Origin of the sequence: Sphingomonas sp. 22176 (genome assembly GCF_052045505.1) — a bacterium.
Taxonomy (GTDB): Bacteria; Pseudomonadota; Alphaproteobacteria; order Sphingomonadales; family Sphingomonadaceae; genus Sphingomonas.
Map to the genome: position 1 here is coordinate 89,082 of NZ_JBQEPL010000008.1, position 26,547 is coordinate 115,628.

A 26,547-nucleotide genomic window follows, 5' to 3' on the forward strand; every position below is an offset into this window, starting at 1 on the left:
CGGCTGCACTCTCGTCAGGATTGGCGCGCGGTCGCAATGCTGGACAGGTCGGTCGCGGCGTCGACCGGCACCCCGGTTTCCTTCCGCTCCGAGTAGCGATCCACCAGTTGCCCGGTATGCGGGCGCAACAGGACGGTGAAACGCACCAGTTCCTCCATCACGTCCACGATCCGGTCATAATAGCTCGACGGCTTCATGCGGCCGGCATCGTCGAACTCGTTGAACGCCTTGGCGACCGATGATTGGTTGGGAATCGTCACCATCCGCATCCAACGGCCCAGCACACGCAGCGTGTTGACGCTGTTGAACGACTGCGATCCGGCCGACACCTGCATGACTGCGAGGGTGCGGCCTTGCGTCGGACGCATCCCGCCCGTGTTGAGCGGCAGGTGATCGATCTGCAGCTTCATGATGCCGGTAATCTGGCCGTGGCGTTCTGGGCTGCACCACACTTGCCCCTCCGACCAGATCGACAGTTCACGCAGTTCGTGGACGGCGGGATGATCGTCGCCCGCATGTTGGTCGGGCAGCGGCAGCGTCGCAGGGTCGAAGATCCGCGTTTCGCAGCCGAAGAACTGGAGAAGCCTTGCCGCCTCCTCGATGCACAGGCGCGAATAGGATCGCTCTCGAAGCGATCCGTAGAGCAGCAGGATGCGAGGCGGCGGATCACCAGCACCCAGCCCCAGGGCAGGACGATCGAGCGCATAGCGACGATGAAGCGCCGGCAGATAGTCAGGGTCGGCAAGGTCGCGGAGCGGCATCAGGCAAATCCTATTCGCAGCGCGAGCGCCGCCAGCGTGATGAGCAGGACCGGCACGGTGAGCGTGGCTCCGACCCGGAAATAATAGCCCCATCCGATCCGAACGCCCTTCTGCCCCAGCACGTGCAGCCACAGCAGTGTCGCGAGCGAGCCGATCGGAGTCAGCTTGGGGCCGAGATCGCAGCCGATCACGTTGGCATAGAGCATCGCTTCCCGCACCGCGCCCGTCGCGTGGGCGGCGTCGATCGACAGCGCGCCGACCAGCACGGTCGGCATGTTGTTCATCACCGACGACAGAAGCGCCGCGATCACGCCCGTTCCCAGCGCCGCGCCCCACACCCCGCCCTGCGCGGTGCGATCGAGCAGCGTCGCCAGATGATCGGTCAAGCCGGCGTTCCGCAGGCCATAGACGACCAGGTACATGCCCAGCGAGAAGAGGACGACCTGCCACGGCGCGCCGCGCAGCACCTTGCCGGTCTGGATCACCTGACCCCGCGCCGCGATCACCAGCAGCAGGATCGCGCCGGCAGCGGCGACGGCGCTGACCGGCACGCCGAGCGGTTCGAGCAGGAAGAAGCCGGCGAGCAGCAGGACGAGCACGATCCATCCGGCGCGGAAGGTCGCGGCGTCGCGGATCGCGGCATGCGGTGCGCGTAGCGCCGCCACATCATATGCTTGCGGTATGTCGCGTCGGAAGAAGATCAGCAGCGCGCCCAGCGTGGCGGCAATCGACACCAGGTCGACCGGCACCATCACCGCGGCATAGTCGCCGAACCCGATCTTGAAGAAGTCGGCCGACACGATGTTGACGAGGTTCGACACGATCAGCGGCAGGCTGGCGGTGTCGGCGATGAACCCCGCAGCCATTACGAACGCCAGCGTTGCCCTGTCTTTGAACCCCAGCGCCCGCAGCATGGCGATGACGATCGGCGTGAGGATCAGCGCCGCACCATCATTGGCGAACAGCGCGGACACCGCCGCGCCGAGCAGCACGATCAGGACGAACAGCCGGCGCCCCTTCCCCCCGCCCCAGCGGGCGACATGCAGCGCCGCCCATTCGAAGAACCCGGCTTCATCCAGCAACAGGCTGATGACGATGATCGCGACGAACGCGGCGGTCGCGTTCCACACGATGCCCCATACCACCGGCACGTCGGATAGGGTGACGACACCCGCGAGCAGCGCCACGACGGCCCCACCCATCGCGCTCCACCCGATGCCGATACCCTTGGGTTGCCAGATGACGAGCGCGATCGTCGTGGCGAAGATCAGGACGGCAAGGAGCATCAGGCGACGCGCTGGCCCGAAGCATCAATCACCTGCTCGCCGCCTTCCTTGGCGAACGCACCGCGCTGGCCGCTCGGCAGCAGATCGAGGACGGCTTCAGAGGGGCGGCACAGCTTCACGCCGAGCGGCGAGACGACCAGCGGCCGGTTGCTGAGGATCGGATGCGCCATCATCGCATCCACCAGCGCGTCCTCGGACAGCGACGTATCGCCCAGGCCAAGCGCCGCATAGGGCGTTCCCTTTTCGCGCAGCAGATCGCGCGGCGTGCTGCCGGCACGGTCGATCAACTCGACCAGCAACGCGCGCGCGGGCGGGGTCTTCAGATACTCGACCACATGCGGCTCGATGCCCGCATTGCGGATCATGGCGAGCGTGTTCCGGGACGTGCCACACGCGGGGTTATGGTAGAGGACGATATCGACGGCCACGGGGCGTCCTTTCAGCAGCAGGGGCGAGTTCAGCGATCAGCGGCGCACATAACGCTGCGTCACCCGCGCAGCAGTCTTTGATGAGAAACAGCGTCAGCGCGCGCAGCGCGTCCAGATCGGCTCGGTAGATGATCGACCGGCTATAGCGTTCGGATCGAACCAGGCCTGCGCGGGCGAGAATGCCGAGATGCGCCGACATGGTATTCTGCGGCACCCCGAGCTGGCGCGCGATATCGCCTGCCGCCAGCCCGGCCGGCTCCTCGCGGACCAGCAGGCGGAAGGTGTCCAGGCGCGTTGCCTGCGCGAGAGCGCCCAAGGTGGAGATTGCCGACTCTGTTTCCATATATCCAGCATAGAGGATATAATTTGCGCCGCTAGCCCTTCGATCGTCTTGATCGTCGCGGGCCTGCTGCAGCCGCATTGGAGGAGGTCCACGCGTGCGGCCATGTGGCCGCGACCTGCACGGCACACCGCGGCGAAGCGAAACAGAGCACGCGCGAGGACACCGCCCGCCGAGGTCAGACTGCAAGCATGGCGTTCAGGACGGCACGACCGCTCCATAGCCACCCCCGCCGGGGGTCTCGATGACGATCCGGTCGCCCTTGCCGAGCTCGGCGCGGGCGGTGCCGGCGATCGGTTCGATCCGGCCGTCCGCACGCTCGATCCCCTGGGCCCCGGTCGCCCCGGCGCTGCCCCCCGCCAGGCCGAACGGCGCAACCGTGCGGCGCGAGGCGACCAGCGTCACCGTCATCGGCTCGAGCATGGTGACGGCGCGGACTGCACCGTCTCCCCCCGGCCATTGCCCGGCGCCACCCGATCCGCGCCGGATCGCAAACCGGTCAAGCCGCACCGGATAGCGCAGCTCCAGGATCTCGGGATCGGTGATCCGGGTGTTGGTCATATGGGTGTGGACTGCCGAGGCGCCGGCAAAGCCCGGCCCCGCCCCTGCCCCGCCGCAGATCGTCTCGTAATATTGGTCGGCATCATTGCCGAACAGGAAATTGTTCATCGTCCCCTGCGAGGCCGCCGCAGCGCCCAACGCACCGAGCAGCGCATTGCACAGCGCCTGGCTGACCTCGGTATTGCCGGCGACCACCGCGCTGCCCGGCGGCGGGGCGAGGAACGAGCCTTCGGGAATGATGATCTGGAGCGGCGCCAGACAGCCTTCGTTGAGCGGGATCGCCTCGCCTGCCAGGCAGCGAAACGCGTAGAGCACCACCGCCCGCGTCACCGATGGCGGCGCGTTGAAATTGCCCGCGCTCGCTGGGCCGGTGCCGGTGAAGTCGATCACCGCGGTGCGTGTCGCCGGGTCGATCGTCACCGCCACCTTGAGCGGCGCGCCGTTGTCGAGCCGGTCCTCGAACACACCGTCGCGTAGCCCTGCCACGACCCGGCGGATGCTCTCCTCGGCATTGGCCATGACATGGCCCATATATGCGCAGACCATCGGCCACCCCCGCGCAGCGACCAGCGCCTGCAGCTCGGCCACGCCGCTGGCATTGGCGGCGAGCTGGGCCTTAATGTCGGCGACGTTGACGTCCGGATTGCGCGCCGGCCATTCGGCCTCGGTCAGCAGCCGGCGGAAGGCGGCTTCCTGGAATACCCCGCCATCGACGAGCAGGAAGTCGTCGATTACCACGCCTTCCTCGGCGAGCCGCGTGGATTCCGGTGGAGTCGATCCCGGCGTGAGGCCGCCGATATCGGCATGATGACCGCGATTGGCGACGAAGAAGCGGAGTTCGCCGTCGTCGAACACCGGGGTGATCACGGTCACGTCGGGCAAATGCGTGCCGCCATGGAAGGGATCGTTGAGCGCGATCGCGTCGCCCGGCTTCAGCGTGGAACCGCGCTGCGCCAGCACCGTGCGCACGCTGTCGCTCATCGCGCCGAGATGGACGGGAACGTGCGGCGCATTGGCCACCAGCTGCCCCTCGGCATCGAACAGCGCGCAGGAGAAATCGAGCCGCTCCTTCATGTTGACGCTGCTCGAAGTGTTGCGCAGCACCACGCCCATCCGCTCGGCGATGCCCATAAACTGGGTGTTGAACAGCTCCAGCTGCACCGGATCGGCTACGGCCGGATCGGTCCCGACACGAGCACCGGCGCCGTCATGGTCCAGCACCAGTTCCCCGCCACTGCCCACGCCGAGGACCCAGCCGGGCTCGACCATCGTCGTCGCGGTGGCTTCGCGGATCAGCACCGGCCCTTCCAGCCGATCGCCGGGGCGCAGCGCCCCGCGATCGAGCACCGGCACCGCATGCTCGGCTCCCCCGGTCCATACCGGCACCACCGCCAGCGGGGCTGGGAGCGGCCCGTCCCGCGGCGGCAGCGGCGGCGGTGCCGCGGTGTCGCCGGGCAGCACCGCCTCGACCATCAGGCTCTCGATCACGATCCCGCGACCGGGACTGGCAAAGCCGAAGCGCGCCTGATGCGCAGCTTCGAATGCCGCACGCATCGCCGCCACACCGTCGAGCGGCACGCCGAGCGCGGTGTCGGTGCCAGCATAGCGCAGATGCGCCGTGGCGGTGCGACGCACCTCCACGCCGTCGCCAAGATCCCCGGCGGCTTCGTCGCCCAGCCTTGCCGCCAGCGCATCGAGATCGGCCACGACGGCTAGGGTCAGCAGCTGCTCGACCGAGCGCTGGCGGAGCGCCGCGCGATCGGCCAGCCCCATGCCATAGGCCGAAAGCACCCCCGCCAGCGGATGGATCAGCACCTGCCGCATGCCGAGCAGCTCGGCGACGCGGCAGGCATGCTGCCCGCCAGCACCGCCGAAACATTGCAGCACGAAGCCGGCGACATCCTCGCCGCGCTCCAAGGCGACGCGCTTGATCGCTGCCGCCATGTTGGCGACCGCGATCGACAGGAACCCCTCTGCAACGGCACGCGGGTCCTGCGGCGTACCCGTCGCCGCCGCGATCCGCTCCGCCAGCGCGGCAAAACCCTGCACCACGGCGCCTCGGTCGAGCGGCTGGTCGCCGGCGGGGCCGAAGACGGCGGGGAAATGCTCCGGCCGGATCTTGCCGACCAGCACGTTCGCGTCGGTCACGGTGAGCGGCCCGCCGCGCCGATAGGCCGCCGGGCCGGGATTGGCCCCGGCGCTGTCGGGTCCCACCCGGTAGCGCGCCCCGTCGAAGTGCAGGATCGACCCGCCGCCGGCCGCCACCGTTTCGATCGCCATCATCGGCACGCGCATCTCGACGCCCGCCACCTCTGCATCGAACACCCGCTCGAAACTGCCGGCATAGAGCGCCACGTCGGTGGAGGTGCCGCCCATGTCGAAGCCGATCACGCGGGCGAACCCGGCCCGCTCGGCGGTGCGCGCCGCGGCGACCACGCCCCCGGCCGGGCCGGAAAGGATCGCGTCCTTGCCCTGGAAATGCGCCGCATCGGCAAGCCCGCCATTGGACTGCATGAAGTGGAGCGGCGTGCTGCCCAGCGCACCCGCGACCCGATCGACATAACGGCGCAGCACCGGCGACAGATAGGCGTCGACCACGCTCGTCCGCCCCCGCGCGACGAGCCCGATCAGCGGGCTGACGGCATGGCTGGCGGAGACCTGCGCGAATCCTGCCATGCGCGCGAGTTCGGCCACGCGCGCCTCGGTCCCCGGATATGCCCAGGCATGGGCGAGCACGATCGCGACCGCTTCATGGCCCGCCGCCCGCGCCGCGCGCAGATCGGCGAGCACCGCCGCCTCGTCGAGCGGCACGATGGTGCGTCCCTCGCGGTCGATCCGCCCCCCGATTTCCAGCACCGTGTCGTAGAGCGGGATCGCCGGGCGGATCGCCAGGTCGAACAGCTCCGGCCGCGCCTGGTTGCCGATCGCCAGCAGATCCGCGAACCCGCGATCGACCACCAGCAGCGTGCGTGCGCCCTTGCGCTCCAGCAGCGCATTGGTGGCGACGGTGGTACCCATCTTCACTTCGTTAATGAGGCCCGCGGGCCAGGAATCGTCTGCGCCCAGCCTCAGGATCTGGCGGATGCCGGCAATCGCCGCGTCGGCGTAAAGCTCGGGATTCTCGCTCAGCAGCTTGGCGGTGGAGAGCGTGCCGTCCGGCGCCCGCGCGACGATGTCCGTAAAGGTGCCGCCGCGATCGATCCAGAACCGCCATCCGCCCATGCCGCGCATCCTCACTGACAATTTATCGACGAATCGCAGCATAAATGTTGACAGTTCGCTTGCCTAGCGCAACCTTCCGTCCGGCGCAGGGAGGCAAGGGATGTCGGGTCAGCAGCGGGCGAAAGCGATCGTATCGTCGGCGCATCTCGCCGATGGCGCCGCGCCGGCCCTGTCGGAGCTGGAATTCAGCCTCACCCTCGCCGCCACCGCCTATCATCGCTGGATCGCGCGCTGCGCCGCCGCTTCCGGCATCGCGCTGGCGCCGCTGGAGGTACTGATCCTCCACACCGTCCGCCATCGCGACCGGCCCAAGCGGCTTGCCGACATCGCACTCGTGCTTGATGTCGAGGACACCCACCTCGTCACCTATGCGATCCGCAAGCTCGAAAAGGCGGAGCTGGTGACGACGCACCGCGCGGGCAAGGAAAAGCTGATCGGCGCGACGCAGACAGGCATCGATTTCTGCGCCGCCTATCGCACGATCCGCGAGACCGTGCTCGCCGAACCGATCGCCGCCGACGGTCCGGACGCCGCCGCGCTGGCCCAGGCCGCCGGACTGCTCCGCCGTCTCTCCGGCCAGTACAACCAGGCGGCCCGCGCCGCCGCAACGCTGTAAAGGGCGCGGCGATGCTGGTCCTGTCGGGCATCGTCATCATCGTCCTCGGCTTCGCGCTGCGCATCCATCCGCTGCTCGTCGTCACCGTCGCGGCCTTCGCCAGCGCGGCGGCGGCCGGGCATGGGCCGATCGCGGTGATCGCGCTGATCGGCAAGGCCTTTGTCGACGCGCGCTTCCTGGCCGTCGCCTGGTTGGCGCTGCCGGCAATCGGACTGCTCGAACGTGCCGGGCTGCGCGAACAGGCCCGCGCCATGGTGCAACGCCTGCGGCGTGCCACGGCGGGCCGGGTACTGCTCGGCTATTTCCTGCTGCGACAGGCGGCGGCCGCGCTCGGCCTCACCGCGCTCGGCGGCCATGTGCAGATGGTCCGGCCGATCGTCGCGCCGATGGTGGAAGGCGCCGCCGAGCGCGATGCCGACGCGCCGCTCGACGACGACACTCGCCAGCGCCTGCGCGCCCATGCTGCCGCGGTCGACAATATCGCGCTGTTCTTCGGCGAGGACGTGTTCATCGCGATCGGCTCCATCCTGCTGATCCGGGCGATCCTGCAGCAGGAGGGCGTGCTCGTCACGCCGCTGGAGGTGGCGATGTGGGCGATTCCCACCGCGCTTGCCGCGCTGCTGATCCACGGCGCGCGGCTGCTGCGGCTGGACCGGAAGACATCGCGATGATCGGGCTGGACGCGATCGGGATCGCCGCCGCGACGCTGCCCGCCGCCGTCGCGCTGCACCATGTCCTCGACACGCAGTCTCCGCGGCATTGGCGCAACGCCGCCTTCTGGGGCGCCTTCGCGACGACGCTCGGCGCCGGCCCCTGGCTGCCGGACCTCGTCAATGGCTGCCTCGTCCTCGCCATGGTCGCGCTGGCCACGCTGGGCCTCAAGCCCGCGCCGGTCGCGACCACCGACGACGCCACCCGGGGCACGCTCGCCCGCCGCTGGGGCGGCCGGTTGTTCCTGCCCGCGCTGGCGCTACCGCTGGTCACGCTCGGCGGCACGCTGGCGCTGCCAAATGGAAAGCTGGGGGGCATCGCGCTGATCGAACCCAAGCAGGTCACGCTGGTCGCGCTTGCCGCAGGCGCGGCGGTCGCGCTCGTGCTTGCGCTGCTCCTCACGCGCCCGCCCCGCGGCGCCAGTGCCAGCGAGGCGCGGCGCCTGATCGACGGGATCGGTTGGCCGATGGTGCTGCCCCAGATGCTCGCGGCGCTGGGCGGGATCTTCGCGCTGGCCGGCGTCGGCAAGGTAGTGGCGGGCGGCGTGCTCGGGCTGGTCGCGGTCGACACGCCCTTCGTCGCGACGCTGGTCTATTGCCTGGGCATGGCGGTGTTCACGGTGGTGATGGGCAACGCCTTTGCCGCCTTCCCGATCATGACGCTGGGCATCGGCGTACCGATCCTGATCCACCAGCTGCACGGCGATCCCGCTGCGGTGGCAGCGCTGGGCATGTTGTCGGGCTTTTGCGGCACCCTGCTCACCCCGATGGCGGCCAATTTCAACATCGTGCCCGTTGCCGCGCTGGAGCTTCGCGACCGGTTCGCGGTGATCCCCGTCCAGGCGCCGACCGCGCTGCTGCTGCTCGTCTTCAACATTGCGGCGCTCACGCTGCTCGCCTTTCCCGGAAGCCCGAAATGACCCCCGATCTCGCCGCCAGCTTTACCCGCATCGCGCTCGGCCATGTCGAGCGCGAATATCCGCACAAGGCGGACCATGTGATGGAAGGCGACGCGGACGCCTATATCCCGCATGTCGTCCATCCGATCTTCTACGGCAGCTTCGACTGGCACAGCTGCGTTCACGGCTATTGGCTGCTTGCCCGCGTGCAGCGGCTGTTCCCCGCGCTTCCGGAGGTGCCCGCCATCGACGCCCTGTTCGCGCGCGCTTTCACGCCCGAGAAAGTCGAGGCGGAGCGGGCCTATCTCGACCGGCCCAGCGCACGTGGCTTCGAGCGCCCTTACGGCTGGGCATGGGCGCTGATGCTGGTCAGCGAACTGATCGTCGCCGGCAGCCCCCATGCGGCAACGCTGCAGCCGCTGGCGGATGCGTTCGTCGCGCGGCTCCACGATTTCCTGCCTAAGCTGCACTATCCCGTGCGGGCCGGCTTCCATTCCAACACCGCCTTCGCGCTGGTGCTGGCCGAGCGCTACGCCCGGGTGACCCGTGACGAGGCGCTCCGCACGATGCTCCGCGATCGCGCATGGGCGTGGTTCTCGAACGATCGCAATGCCCAGGCATGGGAGCCGAGCGGCGAGGACTTCCTGTCTCCGACGCTGACCGAGGCACTGGCGATGCAGGCGCTGCTGCCGCGAGACACGTTTGCGCCGTGGTTCGCCGCGTTCCTTCCCGACCTTGCCACCCGCGAGCCCGCCAGCCTGTTCACGCCCGCGCAGGTCAGCGATCGCAGCGACGGCAAGATCGCCCATCTCGACGGCCTCAACCTCAGCCGCGCCTGGGCGATGCAGCGCTTGGCGCGATCGGGCTCCGATGCCGTCGCACGCGCGCTGGACGACGGCGCCGCCCAGCATCTCCAAACCGCCATCGGGGAAGTGGCGGGAGACTATATGGGCGAACACTGGCTCGCCAGCTTTGCGCTGCTCGCGCTCACCGGCACCGATGGAGGATAGCGCCGAAGCGTTCGTCAGCACGCCGCTGCACGACGCCGGAATCGCGCTTGCCTCCGCGTTGGAGCGCCTCTCGTTGCCCTGATCCGCGCTTCAACGCCGCACGATCCACCGATTTGGCTTGAAGCAAGCCACTTCCATCTCGCAGAGTGTGGCCCCTAACAAAGGCCGATGCGGGAGAGAACGGGATGCGTAAGCTGTTGGCGGTACTGGCGCTTCTCACCATGGCGCAAACCACGCCGGACCCACATCTCCCCAAGCCGACGATGGATTCCGTCGCACCCGCCTTGCCCCCGGGATTGCAGCACGCGGTGCTGATCGTGTCGAAGACCAATGGCTGGCGGCATATCGAGCATATCCCACACTCCAACACCGTGCTGGCGGAGATCGCCAAGGGTCTCGGCCGCGCGAGCTTCGTCACCGAGAATGCGGCAGTGTTCAACGACGACCAGTTGCGACACTTCTCCGTCGTCGTGCTCAACAGCGCGAGCGGCGAGTTCCTCACGCCCGAGCAGCGCGCCGCCTTTGCCCGGTTCGTCGCGCGCGGCGGCGGCGTGGTGGCGCTGCACGCGGCGGGCGACAACAGCCACACCGATCCCTGGTATGTCCGGACCGTGATCGGCACCACCTTCATCGGCCATCCGGGCGGCGAGGATCATCTCCAGTCCGCGAAGCTGCTGGTCGACAAGCCGGATCACCCCGCCATGGCCGGCGTGACGCTGCCCTGGTCGCTGGTAGACGAATGGTATTCCTTCGATACGAACCCGGCCGCGAAGGGCATGACCGTGCTCGCGCGGATCGACGAGGGGAGCTATCGGCCAGGCGCCAAGCTGGCGATGGGCGTGCATCCTGTGATCTGGGTCAATCCCTCCAGCAACGGGCGGGTATTCTATTCGGCGCTCGGCCATTCGCCCGAAACCTATGACGATCCCAATTACCGGCGCATTCTCACCAATGCGATCCGCTGGGCTGCACACTAAGCAGCCACATACTGCGCGGCCTAACGTCGCCACCTTTTCGCCCGGTGGGCGTTCAGCGTGCACGTATGCTGAAAAGTGCAATCAACCCCCGCGTGTTCTGGGGCGCTTCTGCGCTCATCCTGGCGCTGCTTGGCGTCACCATCGCCATGCCCGGCAGCGCCGACCTGGCCTTCAAGGCGGCACAGGCCTGGACCATTGATACGTTCGGCTGGTTCTACATCGCCTCGGTCGCGGTGTTCCTCGTCGTCGTCCTGGCACTCGGCTTCGGCCCGGCGGGCAAGTTGAAGCTGGGGCCAGACGACGCCGAGCCGGACTTCCCCTATCTCTCCTGGCTGGCGATGCTGTTCGCCGCGGGCATGGGGATCGGGCTGATGTACTTCGCGGTGGCCGAGCCGATCCAGCATTACATCTCGCCCCCCGAAGCGAAGAGCGGCACGATCGACGCGGCGCGCGAGGCGATGGCGATCACCTTCCACCATTACGGCGTGCACGCCTGGGCGATCTACGCGCTGGTCGGGCTGAGCCTCGCCTATTTCACCTATCGCAAGGATCTGCCGCTCACCCTGCGCTCGGGGCTGGCGCCGATCCTAGGCAAGCGCATCAACGGACCGCTCGGCGACGCGATCGACATCTTTGCGGTGTGCGGCACGGTGTTTGGTGTCGCCACGTCGCTGGGCTTCGGCGTGTCCCAGATGACCGCGGGCCTCGCCTATATCTATGCCCTTCCCGATACGCTGACGACCAAGATCATCGTGATCGTGCTGGTGATGGGCGCGGCCACGCTGTCGGTGCTGAGCGGCGCCGATCGCGGCGTTCGACGCCTGTCCGAGCTGAACCTCGCCATGGCCGTGCTGCTGATGCTGTTCGTGCTGGTACTCGGCCCCACGCTGTTCCTGCTGCGCGCGCTGGTGCAGAATTTCGGCCTGTACCTCGATCACTTCGTGATGCGCACCTTCACGCTCTACGCCTATGAGCCGCGCGCCTGGATGGCCGACTGGACGCTGTTCTACTGGGCGTGGTGGATCGCCTGGTCGCCCTTTGTGGGCATGTTCATCGCCCGCATCTCGCGCGGACGAACGATCCGCGAGTTCGTCATTGGGGTGCTGTTCGTGCCGACCGCCTTCACCTTCCTGTGGATGACGGTGTTCGGCAACACGGCGATCTCGCTGGATCTGGGCCAGGCCTCTGGCGGCATTGCACAGGCGGTGCAGGCGAACCTGTCCACCGCATTGTTCAAGTTCCTCGAATATCTGCCGGCGGCGAGCGTCACCTCGACGCTGGCCATCCTGCTCGTGGCGGTGTTCTTCGTCACCTCCGCCGATTCCGGCGCGCTGGTGATCGACACGCTGGCCTCCGGCGGCAAGGAAGATACGCCGCGCTGGCAGCGTATGTACTGGTGCGTCCTGCTGGGCGCGACCGCGACCCTGTTGCTGGTCGCGGGCGGGCTCGGTGCGCTCCAGGCGGCGACGCTGCTGGCCGCCCTGCCCTTCTGCTTCATCATGCTGCTGCTTGCCTTCGGGCTGGTGCGCCAGACCAATGCCGACCTCGCCGGTGTGGCGCTGTCCGACGACTCCCCGTCGATCAGCGAGCGGCTCAAGCGGCTGGTCGCGCCCGCACGACGGGCGGAGATCCTGCGGCAGATGCATGGCAATGGCGAGCCTGCCTTGCGCGCCGTCTATACGGGCATGCAGGGCGAAGGCTGGACCGACCTGCGGCTCGAGATCGAAGAGGCGCAGCTGACCCTCACCGTCGGCCAGCAAAGCGATCGGCCGTTCACCTATCGCATCCTGCCCCGCTCCCGCCCCCTGGCCGCCTATACCGCGCTGGAAGCCTCGGAGGCGCGGCGCAGTGTCGCCTGGACGCTGGTGGTGCAGACCAGCCAGGGCACCCGCCCGCGCGACATCACCGGCTTCTCGACCGAGCAGATCACCGGCGACCTGCTGAACGAACTGGAACGCTGGCGAACGGGCTGAACACGGCGCGCGAAGGGAGCGATCGGCGGGTGGCAGGCGTTGGCAACGACATGACCTCCAAAAAGCTTCGTTTCTGCTGCACGCTTGCGGCTTCGACTGCCCTGTCGTTCGCCATCCCCGCCATCGCCATGCAGGCGTCCTCCCGAGGCGAGACTGCGCAGCCCTCCCCCAAGGCGACGGAGTCCGCGCTGCGGGCGCTGGCGACGGAGCCGGACGTGCAGCGCTTCTATGCGCATATCGGCTGGCACCCGGTCTGGACCGATGCGCGCGTGCAGGCGCTGAAAGACACCCTCGCAAGACGCGCCGACCACGGGCTGGAGCGGCTGCGGTTTCTACCGGAACCGGCCCCGGCCGAAACGCCGGCAGCGCGCGACGTCGCGTTCACGCGCGCCGCGCTGCTGTATGCCCACGCGCTGGCCATGGGGGTGGTGGATCCCAAGTCGCTGCACGCCGTCTATACTCTGCCCCGCCCGGCCCCCGACCTCGTCGATGGGCTGGCGAAGGCCCTTGAACGCCACGACCTGCAACCCTGGTTGACCGGGCTCGCACCCGGCGATGCAGACTATGCCCGCCTGTCCGAAGCCTATCGCACAGCCGTTGCAAAGCAGCGCGCCGAGAGCGGGCACGCGGACACCATCGCCGCTGCGGGACTGATCCGTCCCGGCGAACGCGACGACCGGGTGCCGGCGATCGCGAAGCAGCTGGCCGCCGAGGGCTATCTGCTGGGGACGGAGGCGGGGCAGCCGCAAGCCGGCGCCCCTGCCAGCCTCTACAGCAACGCACTCGCGGACGCGGTCCGATCGCTCCAACGCGACTACGGCCTTGCCGAGGACGGCGTGATCGGCCCGCGCACGATCGAGGTGCTCAACCTCGGCCCCGCAGACCGGGCGCGGGCGATCGCCGTGGCGATGGAGCGGCTGCGCTGGCTGGATCGCACGCCGCCGGCGACGCGCATCGACGTCAACATCGCCGCCGCGCGCCTCACTTACTATCGCGACGGCGTGGCGGTCGACACGCGCAAGGTGATCGTCGGCAAGCCGGGCCGCGAGACGCCGCTCCTGTCTTCGCCGATCTACCGGCTGGTCGCCAACCCGACCTGGACGATCCCGAAATCCATCGAGAATAGCGAGCTGGCGCATGTCGGCCCCGACTATCTCGCCAGCCACAACATGGTGCGCAGGGGCGGCTATATCGTCCAGCAGCCGGGGCCGGACAATGCGCTGGGTCTGGTCAAGTTCGACATGGTCAACGACCAGGCGATCTATCTGCACGATACCAGCGCGCCCGGCCTGTTCGAGCGCAGCCAGCGGCATCTCAGCCATGGCTGCGTGCGGGTGGAGGACGCACTCGGCTTCGCGCAACGCATCGCCGAGGATGAAGGCGTGGGCGGTCGCTGGCAGGCGGCCAGCGCTAGCGGCGAGCAGAGCTTCGTGCCGCTCCCGGTGCGCATCCCGGTGCGGCTGCTCTACCAGAACGCCTTTGTCGACGAGGTTGGCCGAGTGACGGTCCGCACCGATCCCTATGACTGGAACGGCCCGGTCGCACGGGCGCTCGGCTTCGACGACGGCGCGCATACGACGACGAAGGCCGACGCCATCGACATCGGCCCCTAGGTCAATACCCGGCAACCTCCGCGCCAGGCCTCATTCCGCGGTGCGGATCACCGCGCGCGTAACGTCTCCCATCAGCCGCATGCGTACCGGGATCGGCTGGCGCGTGCTGGCGATCATGACCGCGACCGCGTAGCGGTGCCCGTTGGGCGCGGTGAGCAGGCCGACATCGTTATAGCCGGTGGCGAGCCCACCGAGTTCCTGGCCAGTGCCCGTCTTGTGCGCCATCTTCCAGCCTGGCTGCAGCCCCGACTTCAGCCGCAGGGGACCGGTCTTGCTCGCCAGCATGATTCCGAACAGGCGTTCGGTGGAGGCGTGGCTGAGCAGCTTGTCCTGTGCCAGCAGCGACAGGCCCAAGGTGACGCCGTTGGCGGTCGCGCCGTCACAAGGCGCTGCCAGATAGCGATCGAGTGCCTTGCGGCGTTCAGCCGCAGGCATCGCCTCGCGCGCCTGGAGAAAGCCCCAGCCGCCTGCCCATTCCTTGCGCCAGACCAGACCGGCGGTCTTCGCCTGGAGTTCGCGCTCGCCGGGGCCGAAGCCGACGCCCTCGACGCCCTTCTCCTTCAGCATGCGGCGGACCGCGGCAGGGCCGCCGACCTTCCACAGCAGCACGTCGTTGCAGGTATTGTCGCTGCGGGTCAGCGCGCATTCGAGCAGCGCGCCCACCGTGGTGCGATAGCCGTCCGGGCCGATCAGCGCACGGATCGGCTGATGGAACACCGTCAGGTCGTCCCGCGTCACCGTCACCGGCGTGGCGAGTGACAGGCGCTGGTGGTCGATCGCGTCGAACACCGCGATCGCGACCCACAGCTTGCTGACGCTCTGCTGCGGATGCGGCCGGTCGCCGTTCCAGGCGATCATCCAGCCACGGTCGACATCTCGGACGGAGATCGCCACCTGCCCCTGGAACCCGGCACCGAGGGACTGGACCGCATTGAGCAAGGCTGCGGGGGCCTCGTCGGATCGCCTGGGCCTTTGTGTCGCGGAGGTTGCGTCGATCGGCGGCGCGACTAGCGCGGGGCGTGCAACGGGCGGCGGCGGTGGCGCCTTAACGGCGGCAGGGGGTGCGGCGGGAACACAGGCGGCGAGCAGGACGACCGGCGCGACGCGTGCGCCAATCCGGGCGGCAGTGACGATGAACGGCAAACAACTCTCCCTTTGCCCACCGCTTACAAGCGAACGCTGGAAGATGCACAGCAACCGGCTTCGGTTCGTCGTTCGATAGCCATCATTCGTCGCCGCCGAAGAATCGGCGCGGCAGCGCGGGAAGAGGGGCGCCGCATTTCCCCGAAACGTCTTACCGCCTCAGGACGGCAGGATGGGCGTGTCGCCGAGACGCTCCGCGCCCGAAAACAGCCCTTCGAGCCTGCGCCGGAGATGCGCCGCAAAGGCCGCATCATGTCGGCGGGCGGGCGCTGCCTGTTCCATCAGTTCGTTGAACATCGCCTCGCGCACGCGGTCGATCGCCTCGGGAGGAAGAAGCTTTGCGGTCTCCAACTCGCGGCAAAGCTGCAACAGGCCGGCCGCCGTCGCCAGCGCGCGGAAACCCGCCAGGTTGAGCGAGTGGTGCAATTCGGTCTTGGAATCCTCTGCCATGAGTCTTCTCGGTTCGATGCAGTGAATGATCGCGCGGCCGGTCGGTCGCGCGGAGCATGCGCCTCCCGCCGGGCCATTGGAAAGGTACGCCTCTCAACTCTTTGATACCATTGCACTCGAAGCAATCGAAGATGCACGTCCCGGAAGGTCGCGGGAGACCGGGTGGTGAAGCAAGGCAAGCGGGTCGCGACGGTCTGCATCGCCGGAAACCGCTCGCCGACGTCCTACGACGGCAGCGCGTAGGCGACGACTTCATCTCCGATCGGCGTCTTCATAAAGTGGTGGCCGCCGGCATAGATGGCCAGATATTGCTTGCCGCCGATCTCATAGGTGATCGGGGTAGCCTGCCCTCCGGCGGGCAGCACGTCTTTCCACAGCGTCTTGCCGGTGCGCAGGTCGATCGCGCGGATCAGGTTGTCGGTCGCCGCCGCCACGAAGATCAGCCCGCCGGCGGTTACCACCGATCCGCCATTGTTGGGCGTGCCGATGGTGATCGGCAGCATCGACGGGATGCCGAACGGCCCGTTGGTCCGCGCCTCGCCGAGCGGGCGGTCCCAGATCGTCTTGCCCGTCGCCATGTCGATCGCACGGATGCCGCCATAGGGGGGCTGCTTGCAGAGCATGCCGGTAAAGGGCAGCTGCCAGCCGGCATTGACGTCGATGGCGTAGGGCGTGTGCGCCTGGGGATCGCCGGCACCTTCGGCCCCGCCGATCTTCCCACGGGCCTGGTCGCGCGGTGTCCAGCCACGCTTGTTTGCCTCGGCGCGCGGCACCAGCCGATTGTAATTGGGCATGTCGTTGTAATTGGCGACGATCACCCCGCGCTGGGGATCGACCGCGATGCCGCCCCAATCGGTGCCGCCATTATAGCCGGGATATTCGATCGAATGGCGGTCCGCCTCGGGGGGCGTGAAGAAGCCCTTGTAGCTCGCTTGGCGGAACTGGATGCGGCAGACCATCTGGTCGATGGGCGACATGCCCCACATGTCGCGCTCGGTCAGGTCGCGCTTGCGGAGCGTATGCCACAGCGACACCGGCTGGGTGGCGGCGCGCTGCTGCGGCTCGACACCGATTTGCGGGGCCTTGATCGCGCCGACCGGGGTCAGCGGACGGCCGGTGCGACGGTCGAGGATGTAGATGTCGCCCTGCTTGGACGGCAGCACCATCGCCGGCACCCCCTTATAGTCGACCAGCGTCGCCTGTGCGCCGAAGTCATAGTCCCACACGTCCTTGCGAACGGCCTGGAAGCGCCAGCGCGGCTTGCCGGTGGTCACGTCGAGCGCGACCAGCGAGGTGGCGAACTGGTTCTCCTCCGGACGCCGCAGGCTCGAATAATAGTCTGCCGCGGCATTGCCCATCGGCAGGTAGACAAGCCCGAGCTGCTCGTCGCCGCTCGCCATGGTCCACATGTTCGGCGTGCCGCGCGCCCATTCCTGGCCCGCCGGCGGATAGCCGTTCCAGTCGGGGTGCATCATGTCCCACGCCCACCGCAGCTTGCCGGTGTGCGCGTCGAAGCCTTGGATCACGCCGGAGGGCGCCCAGCGATCCTGCCCGTCGAGCACCTGATGCCCGACGACCAGGATCCCGCGCACCAGGGTCGGCGGCGAATTGATCGAGACATAGCCCCAGGGCACCTTGCCCATGCCCTGCTTGATGTCCGCCTGGCCGTTCGTGCCGAAATCGGCGCAGGGGCGGCCGCTCCGCGCATCGACCGCGATCAGCCGCGCATCGAGCGTGCCTTCGATGACCCGCGTCGCGCAGGGCTGGTCCGCCGCCATGCCGGGCACGGCGTAATAGACCACGCCCCGGCAGGCGGCCGTATACGGAATGGCCTTGTCCGGCACATTGGGATCATAGCGCCAGCGCTGCTCGCCATTGGCGGCGTTCAGTGCGATCAGGATGTTCTTCGGCGTGCAGAGATACAGGCTGTCGCCGATCTTCAGCGGCGTGTTCTCGGCCCCATAGGTCTTGGCGATCTTGGCCGAGCTGGGCATGTCGCCGGTATGGATCAGCCACGCGCGCTTGAGGTTGCCGACGTTGGCGGCGTTGATCTGCGCCAGCGGGGAATATCGCCGGGCGCTGCCGGTACCGCCATAGCTCGGCCAGTCGGCGCCGGTCTGCTGCCCGGAAGGATCTGCCATGCCCTGCGTGCCCGGAGCGGGCAGCGCGCCTTGCATCCAGCCAGGCTGACCGCCGGCGGCGAGCGCCAGATCTACCGCGAGGAGCCCGACCGCAGCCACCGCGCCGCCCATGGCGAACCGCCAGCGCGCGTGCCTGCCGCTCAACGTCGCCATCGCGATCAGCACCGGGACCAGCAGCACCACCGGCGCAATCACCCGTGGCACCTGCGCCCAGGCATTGGCGCCGACCTCCCACCATGCCCAGACGACGGTGAGCACGACGACGGCACTATAGAGCCAGCCGCCGAGTATCCGTCCGCGCACGAGCAACACGCCGGATACCACCATCGCCACGCCGGTGAGCAGATAGTAGAGCGAGCCGCCCAATAGCCCAAGCCACGCCCCGCCGATGGCGAGCACCAGCCCGATCAGCGCAAGCACGGCGCCGACGATGCGCCCGGTCCAGCTCGGATGGGACGGCCCGCTGAAGAAGGCGCTGGTTCGTGTGCGGAACTCGGACATCATCGGCTCTCCCAAGAGCGCCGCGCGGCAGCATCGCGACCGTGCAGCCGGCGCTTTCGTCAGCTTCAGCGCTCAACCGAACCGTCGCGAGCAATGTTCCGTAACAGTCTTAAAAGGGGAGCTCTTCGGCTGCACGCGGGTGGAACCTTGAGCTGGACAGGCAGACCATGGACCGGCGCAATCCTCGTCCATCGATCGGCAAAGCGCGCATCACGCGCCGTCGGTGTCGGACGCCCGACCGGGTGTCGCTGGGCGTGCGGATGGTGCTGGCACTGATCGGGATCGCATTTGCCGCCCCCTGAGCGGACCGCGACCAACTCGCCGGTACAAGTAGCGACGTCGCCCAAGCCCAAGCGCACATGCCGAGGCTGCGGCCGCGCGCGGGCAGACACGGCGGCGCTGAGCCCTATTGGTTCAGCCGGCGCTGAGCAGCGGCCGCGCGGTGGTGTGGCAATGGACCGGCACGTCTAACCCCATCGCGCACGCCGAGAATGCGCGCCGAAGACCCACCGGCACGCTTCAGCAGCCCCAATAATTTCTTCGCCACAAATCCTATCAATATGGAGGACATTGATCCTGCCGGTCGTCGGCCACAGGAGGATTTCCATGTCGCTCAAGATTCTCGACACCTTCCCCGACTTCACCCAGGAATCGACGCAGGGCCCGCTCAACTTCTACGACTGGGCAGGCAACAGCTGGGTCGTGCTGTTCTCGCACCCCAAGGATTTCACCCCGGTCTGCACCACCGAACTCGGCGCGGTGGCGAAGCTGAAGCCCGAGTTCGACAAGCGAAACGTCAAGGCGATCGGCCTGTCGGTCGATGCGGTCGCCCAGCACCTTGCCTGGGCCGGCGACATCGAACGGACGCAAGGCGCGGCACTCAATTTTCCGCTGATCGCCGATGTCGACCGCCGCGTGGCGACGCTGCTCGACCTGATCCACCCCAACGCTTCGGATACCAACACCGTGCGCAGCGTGTTCGTGGTCGATCCCGCCAAACGCGTCCGCCTCACCCTCACCTACCCCGCCTCGACCGGCCGCAACTTCGACGAGCTGCTCCGCACGATCGACAGCCTCCAGCTGACCGACGCCCACAAGATCGCGACCCCGGCCAACTGGCATCAGGGCGACGACGTGATCATCCTGCCTTCGCTCGACACAGAAGCCGCCAAGGCGCTATTCCCGCTCGGCTGGACCGAGCACACCCCCTATCTGCGCACGGTGCCGCAGCCCCAAGCGGCGGACTGAGCGCATGGCCCGCTTCGTCCGCCGCGATCCAAGCCCGGCCGCCCAGCGGCCGGTGATCGGCGTGCTCTGCTGCAACGAGGTGGCGGACCGGCCGATTCAGGCGGTGGCCAGCCGCTTCATCGAGCCGCTCTCGCGCATCTCGGGGGCGACCGTGCTGCTGGTCCCCGCCCTGGCGGAGGTCGCAGACGTGGCGGCGCTCACTGGGCGACTGGACGGGCTGCTGCTCACCGGCTCGCGCTCGGATATCGAGCCGCATCATTATGGAGGCCAAGCAGCACCGGAGTCACGTGCCGACCCGCAGCGCGATCGCGTCGCCCTCGCCCTGGCCGAGCGGATGATCGAAAGCGGCCGGCCGGTGTTCGGCATCTGTCGCGGTCTCCAGGAGATCAACGTGCTGTTCGGCGGCTCGCTGCGCCGGGATCTCGGCGAGGAGCATCACCGCGCAGGTGACATGCCGTTCGAGGCACTGTTCGAGCACCGCCACCACGTGACCCTCACGCCTGGCGGGTTGCTGGCCGGGGTTACGCGGGATGCTGCTATCATCGTCAACTCGGTCCACCGCGAAGGCGTTGACCGGCTGGGCGACGGGCTGACCATCGAAGCGCTCTCGCCGGGCGATGGCTTGGTCGAGGCGATCTCCGCCCGTCCCTGCGGCGCGGAGGTGCTCGCCGTTCAGTGGCACCCCGAATGGAACGGCGCACGCACGGCGACCGATCGCAGGTTTTTTGAAAGGATCGGCGCCGCTTTGCACCCGGCAGCGTTCGGGGGAACGAGCAGGTTTGCTTGCCACCCGCGGGGCCACTAACTACCTGATTTCACCTGCAATGACTTTCAGAACAGGTGCCCCGCGGCCTGAACCTTCACGTGTCTTTGGAGAACGTGCGGCTCTGTGCTGAGCAACGCATTGGGGCAAGGGCAAGCGCTTATACCTACCCTCGCATCACCTGATGCGCCCAGTGGCCTCAGGCGGTTAGCCACACTCGTTGATCGATGCGGCCGAAATGGTCGGCATGTTCGCCCACCTGCATCGCCACGCGATCCCCTGCCCCGAGGAAGCCGGTGCGGAAGGCGCCATGGGCGATCTTCTCGATGGCCCGGCGCTCGGAGATGCAGGTCGATCCGACGAGGGCGTAATCGGCGTTGGAGACGGTGCCCGATCCGATGATCGTCCCCGCGGCCAGGCTGCGGCTATGCGCGGCATGGGCGATCAGCTCGTGAAAGCCATAGACCATGGCGCTGCCATTGGGGCTGCCGAACCATGTCCCGTTCACCGTCACGGTCAGCGGCAGGCAGACACGGCCCTCGTTCCAGGCGTCGCCCAGTTCGTCCGGGGTCACGGCAAACGGCGCGACGCTGCAGGCCGGCTTGGCCTGGATCCAGCCAAAGCCGGTCTTCATTTCGATGGGCGCGATGGTGCGCAGCGACCAGTCGTTGAGCAGGATGATCAGCCGGACATGCGCCAGCGCGTCCTCGGCAGAACAGCCCATCGGCACCGCGCCGGTGATCACGCCGAACTCTCCCTCGAAGTCGATGCCGTCGGCGGCGGAGGGGAACCGCGCATCTTCGGTCGGCGCGAGGAACTGGTGGCTCATGCCCTGATACATCAACGGCCTGTCCGTCTCGATGGGCGGCAGGTTGAACGCCTGCTGCATCAGTTCGCCATGTGTCGCGAACGCCGAACCGTCGAGCCACTGCCAGGTGCGGGGGAGCGGCGCGCGCAGGGTCGCGGGATCGAGCGGCGCGCCCTCCCCGGCCGCCAGCCGCATGTCGAGACCCTGCAGCGCCGGGCGAACCTGGTCCCACCGCTCCACGGCAGAGAGCAGGTTCGGGCACAGGGATCCGGCGGACAGGCAGCGCGCGCCGTCGGCAGAGACGATGACGAGTTCCCCATCGGGCGTGGCATTGTCCCGGGTGGCTAGGCGCATGAGGGGCCTCCTTGTGTCGGGATCGAGGGAAGATCGGCCAGAACCGCATCGACAAGTGCGTCGAGATCGGGTTCGACGGCAAAGCCCCGCGCAGCCGCGCGCGGCGTGACGAGGGGCGGATAGCTGGCGAAGGCCCGGCGCAGCGCGAGGTCCTCGGCATGGGTGATCGCCGTGCCGGGAAAACGGCGCGCAAGCGCGGTGACGAGATCGCCGATCCGAACCCGGAGCGCTGGAAGGGTTACCGGGTCCTGCTCCACGCCGTCGGCGAGCAACGCGTGGGCAAGGTTCGTCGCACAGGCGCGCAGGGAGCTCAGCCAACTCGTTGCATCGGGTGCGACCGGCACGACATAGGCCCGGCCCGTCGCCGCCGCGTGAAACACCTCGCTCAGAAAGGCGGAGCCGAACCCTGCCGCCGCCGGCGGCCGCGCCACAATCCCCGGCAGACGCAGCACGGCCCCCGTGAGCGCACCGCGCCGTGCTGAGTCCGCAAAGGCGAGCTCCACCATGCGCTTGTGCGTGCCATAGACGCTGTCCGGCACCGGCACGGTGCGATCGTCGACCGGTCCGCTAGGCGCCGCCCCGAACACCGCGATCGAGCCGGCAAGCACCAGCCGCCGCCCCGACATCGCCTCGATCAGCCGCAGCGGCACGTCGAGGTTGATCGCGCGCGAAGCCGCGGGATCGCGCTCCGCCGCGCCGCCGGGAAGCGCGGCCAGATGCAGCAGCGCATCGCAGTCACGCGTCGCCGTCTCAATCAGCGCGGGGTCGGTCAGGTCCCCCGCCAGTCGACGTTCCGGACCGGGCTCGGCAAATACCCGGTCGACCAGCAGCAGCTCGGCGGCAGCGCCGCTTTGGCGGAGCTGCCGGACGATCGCCCGGCCGACAAAGCCGTCGGCGCCGGTGATGGTAAGCCGCATGGTCAGCGCTTCAGCGGCTCGTCGAACGCGCCGTCGACCAGGATGAAGGCGATGCGGCAGTTCTTGTCCGACCGGTTCGACCAGCCATGGTTGGTACCGCGCTGGATGACGATGTCGCCGGCGCGCACCGTCGTCTCGCCCTCGTCCAGGATCAGCACCAGCTCGCCTTCGAGGACGATGCCATAGTCGATCGTCTCGGTCCGGTGCATCAGGGCGTGGCGCGAACCTTCGCCATGTGCCGAGGCGCTGCCGGCGCCGACTTCGGCGAAATGGGCACGCGCTTCTTCCGGCGTCATGTTGCGGATGCCGTCGCCTTCGGGCGGAATGTCGAGCACGCGGATGCGGGTGCCTTTCTTCGGCGGCGCGAGCACGATGCCGTCCTCGTGCGGCTCGCCCGAGACTGCGTCGATCGGCGCGGGCGACGCCTGGGTGTTCCAGACTTCATGGAACATCGGGCCAATCGCGCCGCCGACACGCTGGACGCGCGGCACGGTGCCGTCTTCCTGGATGATCGCGCGACCCTGGGCATCATGACCGGTGACGACGCGGCGAATGGGCTTTTCCATCGATAGATCCTTCAAGCGGAGGTGAGCATGGGGGTGCGGCTGCCGGCGATCAGCGCAGCGAGCGCTCCCGCCAGTGCCAGCCCGGTGTAGAGCAGCAGGGTTTGAGAGAGGCCGCCCGTGGCGGGCGCCAGCAGGGAGGCGATCAGCGGGGCGGCGAACTGGCCGAGGAAGAAGGCGCCGGTCCAGGCGCCGGTGCCGGAACCGCGCGCGGCCGCAGGCAGACGGCGCATCGCCCAGGCGAGCATGTTGGGCAGCATCAGGCCGCTGCCGATACAGGCGAGGATCGCGAAGCCGGTGATCGCCTCGAAACCCGGCGCTAGTGCCGCGCCGGCATAGCCGATGGCAACCACGGCGAGGCCCGCGGCGAGCAGCCGCGGCCCGGCATGGGCTTTCCACCGTCCGAACAACATGCTGCCGATCGCGACGCCGAGATTGGTGCCGGCCGCGGCGAGGCCGATCCGCGCGGGCGAGGTCACCCCGCTCCGTTCCAGGATCGGACCGACCTGGACGATGATCGTGTAGAACAGCACGCCGACGGCGACGGTAATCAGCAACACCGGCAGCAACGTGCCGAGCGGCAGCTTGGCCCTACCCGCCGCGCGGCTTGCCCGGTGCACCGGCTCGAACAGCATCGCCGCAACCGCCACGGCGATCGGTAGCGCGACCAGATAGAGCAGGAACGGCCCGCGCGATCCCAGCAGCTCGCCAAGCGCGCCGCCCAGCGCTACCAGCAATATCGCGCTGACGCTCACCGCGGCCATCTGGATGGCAATCCAGCGTTCGCGGCGGGCCCCGTCGAAATAGTCTCCGAGCATCGCGGTGGAGACGGTCATGATCGCCGCCTCGGCCAGCCCGAGCACCGCGCGCGCGCCGATGATCGCGGTGAGGTCCTTCAGCAGCAGCGGCAGCGCGCCGACCAGCCCATAGACCAGCATCGCCGCCAGCAGCACCGGTTTGCGCCCGAACCGATCCGAGAGCGCGCCCGCCACCGGCGAGAACAGCGCGATGCACAGGGCCGGGATGGTCAGCGCCACCGGCACCAGCACCGCCGATCCGGGCACGGGTGCAAACTCGCGCAGCAGCATCGGCAGCACCGGCACCAGCGCGACGATGCCCATTGTCGGCATCACCGCGGTTACGATCAGCAGGATCGCGTGCCGGCTGGACGCGACCTGCGCTCCTGCTGCCCCGCTCATGCGGTGTGCCCGCCTAGCGTTTCGGCGAACCAGTCGGCAATATAGTCGCGGCCATAGGACATGTTGTCGGCCCCGACATGCTCCACCCCGCCCTCCCGCGCGGTGAAGATCTTGAGCTCGCGCTTCGGGCTGTTGACCAGCTGGTCGTAGCAGTCGTGCGCGTACTGGACGCTGATCTGGCGATCCTGGGCACCGTGGGTGACGAGGAAAGGCACCGTCACTCCGTCCATATGGCCGTTGAGGTTCATGTCGGCGGCCTTGGCGAAGAAATCGTCCATGTCGGTGGCGCCGAACGCCCACATCACGTGCGCCCAATAATGCGGCACCGGGTTCTCGCCCTCGCGCTTCAGGCGCTTCTGCTGCACCTCGGCCCAATTATGGTTGGCGCCCCAGCAGGCGCCCGAGGCGAAGCGCGGCTCATAGGCGACCGCACGAGGCGCGAAATGGCCGCCCAGCGAAATACCGGTCATGCCGATGCGCTTGGGATCGACGTCGGGCTGCTGCTCCAGCCAGTCGACCGCCTTCGAGGCCCAATGCTCGGAATGCGGATCGACCGGGAGATTCTGCAGCCGCAGTGCCTCGCCCGATCCGGGCTGGTCGACGCACAGCGTGGAAATGCCGCGCCGCGCCAGCGCCTCGGGCAGGCGCGACCAGTAGAGCAGCTCCTTGCAGCTATCGAGGCCGTTGCAATAGACCACGACCGGCTTGGGCCCGTCGCCGGCTGCGCGGGTGTAGAGCGCCGGCATGGTGCCGGTCTCCAGCGGAATTTCCACCCGTTCGCGGTCGATTTGTCCAAGGACGGTGGAGCGATCGAAGGTCGCCCGCGCCTTGGCATAGGTCTCCTTGCGGCCGGGATGGCCATGGCCCTGCATCCGCTCGCCGGTGAACAGATACAGCGCCGCGCGCTCCAGCTTGGTCGAGGCGGAGAAGGCACGGCCCCGCGCCTCGTCCTCGGCAGCCAGCTCGATCAGCTTGTCGGCCATCGCGACCCACTGCGCCATGAACTGCGGCGTGCCGGCATCGGCACCCGCGGCAGCGGCGTCCTTGATCGGCTGGCACATGTCGACAAGCTCGCCGATCTGCCCCCCGCTCTCCATCGCGATCGCGACCGACAGGTTCCAGATATAGTTGGGGAAATATTCGAACAGCGCCATGGGATCAGGCCTCCACCGCCACGAACAGGCCAGGATTGGGCGCAGGGTGCGGCAGCGTCTGCGGGCCGCCGGTGCCGATGCCCCACTGGTCCATGATCAGCGGTGCGGGCGCGTAGACCTGATGTTGGTGGGCATCGAAATCGACCTCGTCCAGTTCCGAGGTATATTCGGTGACGAACCCGCTGGGGGTCACGAAATAGCTGAAGGTGTTGTTGCCGGCGGTGTGCCGCCCGGGGCCCCAGCCGATATTGATGCCGTTCAGCTTCAGCCGGTGGGCACCGCGCATCATCCCGTCGATCCCTTCCATGTCATAGGCGACATGGTTGAGGCAGGCCGGCCCGGGCAGCAGCGCGATGCGGTGGTGCGCCGAGTTGCAGCGCAGGAAGCACATGAAGTCGCCCAGCCAGTCGCTCACCTTGAAGCCGAGCACCTCGGCGAAGAATTTCACCGCGGCCTGATGATCGGGCGAGTGCAGCACGATATGGCTGATCTTCACCGGCACGCCGTCCCAGCGCGCGATCTCCCGCCGCTGGCCACGCGCGACGTCGCTGGAGACTTCGAACAACAGGCCGTCGGGCGAGAAGAAGCGGAAGCCATAGCCGCCACCAGGCGTGGTAAGGTCGGCCGGTGCCCGCGCGATCGTGCAGCCGGCCTCGGCCACCCTCGCGTGCAGCGCGTCGACATCGGCGCGGCTGTCTGCCGACAGCGCAATCACGTCGATCCGGTTCTCGTCAGCGGGGCGGAGGCGGACGACATGATGCTCATCATGCCCCTGTGCCTTGAACCAAGCGAGGCCATCGTCGCTGGGCACGGGCTCCAGGCCCCATACTTCTTCGTAAAAGCGCTTCTCGGCGTCGAAGTCGGCGACGGCATAGCCGACATAGCGGATCTCGGTGACACGGGTCATGAT

Annotated in this window: 23 protein-coding genes; 9 read left to right on the forward strand and 14 right to left on the reverse strand. The window is 68.2% G+C overall.

What is annotated here, in order from left to right:
• Window positions 1–14: 14 nt before the first annotated feature.
• The 5 genes from arsH to ACTJKY_RS19165 all read right to left on the reverse strand — a co-directional run bounded on the left by arsH (window position 15) and on the right by ACTJKY_RS19165 (window position 6,598).
• A complete protein-coding gene (gene arsH / locus ACTJKY_RS19145; RefSeq protein WP_440847689.1) occupies window positions 15–761 on the reverse strand; it encodes an arsenical resistance protein ArsH in 747 nt (248 codons plus the stop codon).
• Entirely contained in the window at window positions 761–2,047 is a 1,287-nt protein-coding gene (locus ACTJKY_RS19150; protein WP_440847690.1) for an arsenic transporter, read from the reverse strand. Before ACTJKY_RS19150 ends, arsH begins: the two co-directional genes overlap by 1 nt.
• Window positions 2,047–2,475: an arsenate reductase (glutaredoxin) gene (gene arsC, locus ACTJKY_RS19155; RefSeq protein ID WP_440847691.1), complete on the reverse strand. Its 429-nt coding sequence runs from the start codon at window positions 2,473–2,475 to the stop codon at window positions 2,047–2,049. Before arsC ends, ACTJKY_RS19150 begins: the two co-directional genes overlap by 1 nt.
• Complete coding sequence (locus ACTJKY_RS19160) at window positions 2,447–2,818, reverse strand: ArsR/SmtB family transcription factor (protein ID WP_440847750.1); 372 nt, start codon at window positions 2,816–2,818, stop codon at window positions 2,447–2,449. The genes arsC and ACTJKY_RS19160 overlap by 29 nt, the downstream gene beginning before the upstream one ends.
• A gap of 195 nt (window positions 2,819–3,013) precedes the next feature.
• On the reverse strand, window positions 3,014–6,598 hold the full coding sequence (locus tag ACTJKY_RS19165) for a hydantoinase B/oxoprolinase family protein (protein WP_440847692.1): 3,585 nt from the start codon (window positions 6,596–6,598) through the stop codon (window positions 3,014–3,016).
• A gap of 100 nt (window positions 6,599–6,698) precedes the next feature.
• Between ACTJKY_RS19165 and ACTJKY_RS19170 the strand changes: the two genes are divergently transcribed.
• The 7 genes from ACTJKY_RS19170 (at window position 6,699) to ACTJKY_RS19200 (ending at window position 14,396) form a co-directional block, all read left to right on the forward strand.
• On the forward strand, window positions 6,699–7,214 hold the full coding sequence (locus tag ACTJKY_RS19170; RefSeq protein ID WP_440847693.1) for a winged helix DNA-binding protein: 516 nt from the start codon (window positions 6,699–6,701) through the stop codon (window positions 7,212–7,214).
• An 11-nt stretch (window positions 7,215–7,225) separates the two neighbouring features.
• The gene (locus tag ACTJKY_RS19175; protein ID WP_440847694.1) at window positions 7,226–7,885 is read left to right on the forward strand and encodes a DUF969 domain-containing protein; all 660 of its coding nucleotides are present in this window, start codon (window positions 7,226–7,228) and stop codon (window positions 7,883–7,885) included.
• Complete coding sequence (locus ACTJKY_RS19180; protein ID WP_440847695.1) at window positions 7,882–8,844, forward strand: 5-oxoproline transporter, DUF979 family subunit; 963 nt, start codon at window positions 7,882–7,884, stop codon at window positions 8,842–8,844. The genes ACTJKY_RS19175 and ACTJKY_RS19180 overlap by 4 nt, the downstream gene beginning before the upstream one ends.
• On the forward strand, window positions 8,841–9,833 hold the full coding sequence (locus tag ACTJKY_RS19185) for a DUF2891 domain-containing protein (protein ID WP_440847696.1): 993 nt from the start codon (window positions 8,841–8,843) through the stop codon (window positions 9,831–9,833). The genes ACTJKY_RS19180 and ACTJKY_RS19185 overlap by 4 nt, the downstream gene beginning before the upstream one ends.
• A gap of 185 nt (window positions 9,834–10,018) precedes the next feature.
• The gene (locus tag ACTJKY_RS19190) at window positions 10,019–10,810 is read left to right on the forward strand and encodes a ThuA domain-containing protein (RefSeq protein WP_440847697.1); all 792 of its coding nucleotides are present in this window, start codon (window positions 10,019–10,021) and stop codon (window positions 10,808–10,810) included.
• Between the two features lie 65 nt (window positions 10,811–10,875).
• A complete protein-coding gene (locus ACTJKY_RS19195; protein ID WP_440847698.1) occupies window positions 10,876–12,783 on the forward strand; it encodes a BCCT family transporter in 1,908 nt (635 codons plus the stop codon).
• Between the two features lie 50 nt (window positions 12,784–12,833).
• The gene (locus tag ACTJKY_RS19200) at window positions 12,834–14,396 is read left to right on the forward strand and encodes a L,D-transpeptidase family protein (protein ID WP_440847699.1); all 1,563 of its coding nucleotides are present in this window, start codon (window positions 12,834–12,836) and stop codon (window positions 14,394–14,396) included.
• A gap of 30 nt (window positions 14,397–14,426) precedes the next feature.
• Here the strand turns inward: ACTJKY_RS19200 and ACTJKY_RS19205 are convergent, their stop codons facing one another.
• The 3 genes from ACTJKY_RS19205 to ACTJKY_RS19215 form a co-directional block, all read right to left on the reverse strand.
• Window positions 14,427–15,392 (reverse strand): serine hydrolase, encoded by a 966-nt coding sequence (locus ACTJKY_RS19205; protein WP_440847751.1) that lies wholly within the window; start codon window positions 15,390–15,392, stop codon window positions 14,427–14,429.
• Between the two features lie 306 nt (window positions 15,393–15,698).
• Window positions 15,699–15,965, reverse strand: coding sequence for a hypothetical protein (locus ACTJKY_RS19210; RefSeq protein ID WP_440847700.1), 267 nt, complete (start codon window positions 15,963–15,965; stop codon window positions 15,699–15,701).
• Between the two features lie 248 nt (window positions 15,966–16,213).
• Window positions 16,214–18,634: a membrane-bound PQQ-dependent dehydrogenase, glucose/quinate/shikimate family gene (locus tag ACTJKY_RS19215; RefSeq protein ID WP_440847701.1), complete on the reverse strand. Its 2,421-nt coding sequence runs from the start codon at window positions 18,632–18,634 to the stop codon at window positions 16,214–16,216.
• A 603-nt stretch (window positions 18,635–19,237) separates the two neighbouring features.
• On the opposite strand from ACTJKY_RS19215, the gene ACTJKY_RS19220 reads away from it, so the two are divergent.
• Together ACTJKY_RS19220 and ACTJKY_RS19225 are read left to right on the forward strand one after the other, a co-directional pair.
• Complete coding sequence (locus ACTJKY_RS19220; protein ID WP_440847702.1) at window positions 19,238–19,879, forward strand: peroxiredoxin; 642 nt, start codon at window positions 19,238–19,240, stop codon at window positions 19,877–19,879.
• 4 nt (window positions 19,880–19,883) lie between these two features.
• Window positions 19,884–20,684, forward strand: a complete 801-nt coding sequence (locus tag ACTJKY_RS19225; RefSeq protein WP_440847703.1) for a gamma-glutamyl-gamma-aminobutyrate hydrolase family protein — start codon at window positions 19,884–19,886, stop codon at window positions 20,682–20,684.
• Between the two features lie 157 nt (window positions 20,685–20,841).
• On the opposite strand, the gene ACTJKY_RS19230 is transcribed toward ACTJKY_RS19225, so the two are convergent.
• Genes ACTJKY_RS19230 through ACTJKY_RS19255 form a run of 6 tightly spaced genes read right to left on the reverse strand, consistent with a single transcriptional unit; the run spans window position 20,842 to window position 26,544 of the window.
• Window positions 20,842–21,804, reverse strand: a complete 963-nt coding sequence (locus ACTJKY_RS19230; protein ID WP_440847704.1) for a fumarylacetoacetate hydrolase family protein — start codon at window positions 21,802–21,804, stop codon at window positions 20,842–20,844.
• A complete protein-coding gene (locus tag ACTJKY_RS19235; protein ID WP_440847705.1) occupies window positions 21,795–22,721 on the reverse strand; it encodes an NAD-dependent epimerase/dehydratase family protein in 927 nt (308 codons plus the stop codon). Before ACTJKY_RS19235 ends, ACTJKY_RS19230 begins: the two co-directional genes overlap by 10 nt.
• Before the next feature lie 2 nt (window positions 22,722–22,723).
• Window positions 22,724–23,287 carry a cupin domain-containing protein gene (locus tag ACTJKY_RS19240; protein ID WP_440847706.1) on the reverse strand — a complete coding sequence of 188 codons (564 nt, stop codon included), beginning with the start codon at window positions 23,285–23,287 and terminating at the stop codon, window positions 22,724–22,726.
• A gap of 11 nt (window positions 23,288–23,298) precedes the next feature.
• Window positions 23,299–24,483 (reverse strand): MFS transporter, encoded by a 1,185-nt coding sequence (locus ACTJKY_RS19245; protein ID WP_440847707.1) that lies wholly within the window; start codon window positions 24,481–24,483, stop codon window positions 23,299–23,301.
• Window positions 24,480–25,637, reverse strand: a complete 1,158-nt coding sequence (locus ACTJKY_RS19250; protein ID WP_440847708.1) for an alpha/beta hydrolase family protein — start codon at window positions 25,635–25,637, stop codon at window positions 24,480–24,482. The genes ACTJKY_RS19245 and ACTJKY_RS19250 overlap by 4 nt, the downstream gene beginning before the upstream one ends.
• Before the next feature lie 4 nt (window positions 25,638–25,641).
• A complete protein-coding gene (locus ACTJKY_RS19255; RefSeq protein ID WP_440847709.1) occupies window positions 25,642–26,544 on the reverse strand; it encodes a VOC family protein in 903 nt (300 codons plus the stop codon).
• Window positions 26,545–26,547 lie beyond the last annotated feature (3 nt).

Bases quoted from the DNA above. Each gene is read 5' to 3' on its own strand.
- arsH (WP_440847689.1), bottom strand. From the start codon at position 761: ATGCCGCTCCGCGACCTTGCCGACCCTGACTATCTGCCGGCGCTTCAT.
- ACTJKY_RS19150 (WP_440847690.1), bottom strand. From the start codon at position 2,047: ATGCTCCTTGCCGTCCTGATCTTCGCCACGACGATCGCGCTCGTCATC.
- ACTJKY_RS19160 (WP_440847750.1), bottom strand. From the start codon at position 2,818: ATGGAAACAGAGTCGGCAATCTCCACCTTGGGCGCTCTCGCGCAGGCA.
- ACTJKY_RS19165 (WP_440847692.1), bottom strand. From the start codon at position 6,598: ATGGGCGGATGGCGGTTCTGGATCGATCGCGGCGGCACCTTTACGGAC.
- ACTJKY_RS19170 (WP_440847693.1), top strand. From the start codon at position 6,699: ATGTCGGGTCAGCAGCGGGCGAAAGCGATCGTATCGTCGGCGCATCTC.
- ACTJKY_RS19175 (WP_440847694.1), top strand. From the start codon at position 7,226: ATGCTGGTCCTGTCGGGCATCGTCATCATCGTCCTCGGCTTCGCGCTG.
- ACTJKY_RS19180 (WP_440847695.1), top strand. From the start codon at position 7,882: ATGATCGGGCTGGACGCGATCGGGATCGCCGCCGCGACGCTGCCCGCC.
- ACTJKY_RS19185 (WP_440847696.1), top strand. From the start codon at position 8,841: ATGACCCCCGATCTCGCCGCCAGCTTTACCCGCATCGCGCTCGGCCAT.
- ACTJKY_RS19190 (WP_440847697.1), top strand. From the start codon at position 10,019: ATGCGTAAGCTGTTGGCGGTACTGGCGCTTCTCACCATGGCGCAAACC.
- ACTJKY_RS19195 (WP_440847698.1), top strand. From the start codon at position 10,876: ATGCTGAAAAGTGCAATCAACCCCCGCGTGTTCTGGGGCGCTTCTGCG.
- ACTJKY_RS19200 (WP_440847699.1), top strand. From the start codon at position 12,834: ATGACCTCCAAAAAGCTTCGTTTCTGCTGCACGCTTGCGGCTTCGACT.
- ACTJKY_RS19215 (WP_440847701.1), bottom strand. From the start codon at position 18,634: ATGATGTCCGAGTTCCGCACACGAACCAGCGCCTTCTTCAGCGGGCCG.
- ACTJKY_RS19220 (WP_440847702.1), top strand. From the start codon at position 19,238: ATGTCGCTCAAGATTCTCGACACCTTCCCCGACTTCACCCAGGAATCG.
- ACTJKY_RS19225 (WP_440847703.1), top strand. From the start codon at position 19,884: ATGGCCCGCTTCGTCCGCCGCGATCCAAGCCCGGCCGCCCAGCGGCCG.
- ACTJKY_RS19230 (WP_440847704.1), bottom strand. From the start codon at position 21,804: ATGCGCCTAGCCACCCGGGACAATGCCACGCCCGATGGGGAACTCGTC.
- ACTJKY_RS19235 (WP_440847705.1), bottom strand. From the start codon at position 22,721: ATGCGGCTTACCATCACCGGCGCCGACGGCTTTGTCGGCCGGGCGATC.
- ACTJKY_RS19240 (WP_440847706.1), bottom strand. From the start codon at position 23,287: ATGGAAAAGCCCATTCGCCGCGTCGTCACCGGTCATGATGCCCAGGGT.
- ACTJKY_RS19245 (WP_440847707.1), bottom strand. From the start codon at position 24,483: ATGAGCGGGGCAGCAGGAGCGCAGGTCGCGTCCAGCCGGCACGCGATC.
- ACTJKY_RS19250 (WP_440847708.1), bottom strand. From the start codon at position 25,637: ATGGCGCTGTTCGAATATTTCCCCAACTATATCTGGAACCTGTCGGTC.
- ACTJKY_RS19255 (WP_440847709.1), bottom strand. From the start codon at position 26,544: ATGACCCGTGTCACCGAGATCCGCTATGTCGGCTATGCCGTCGCCGAC.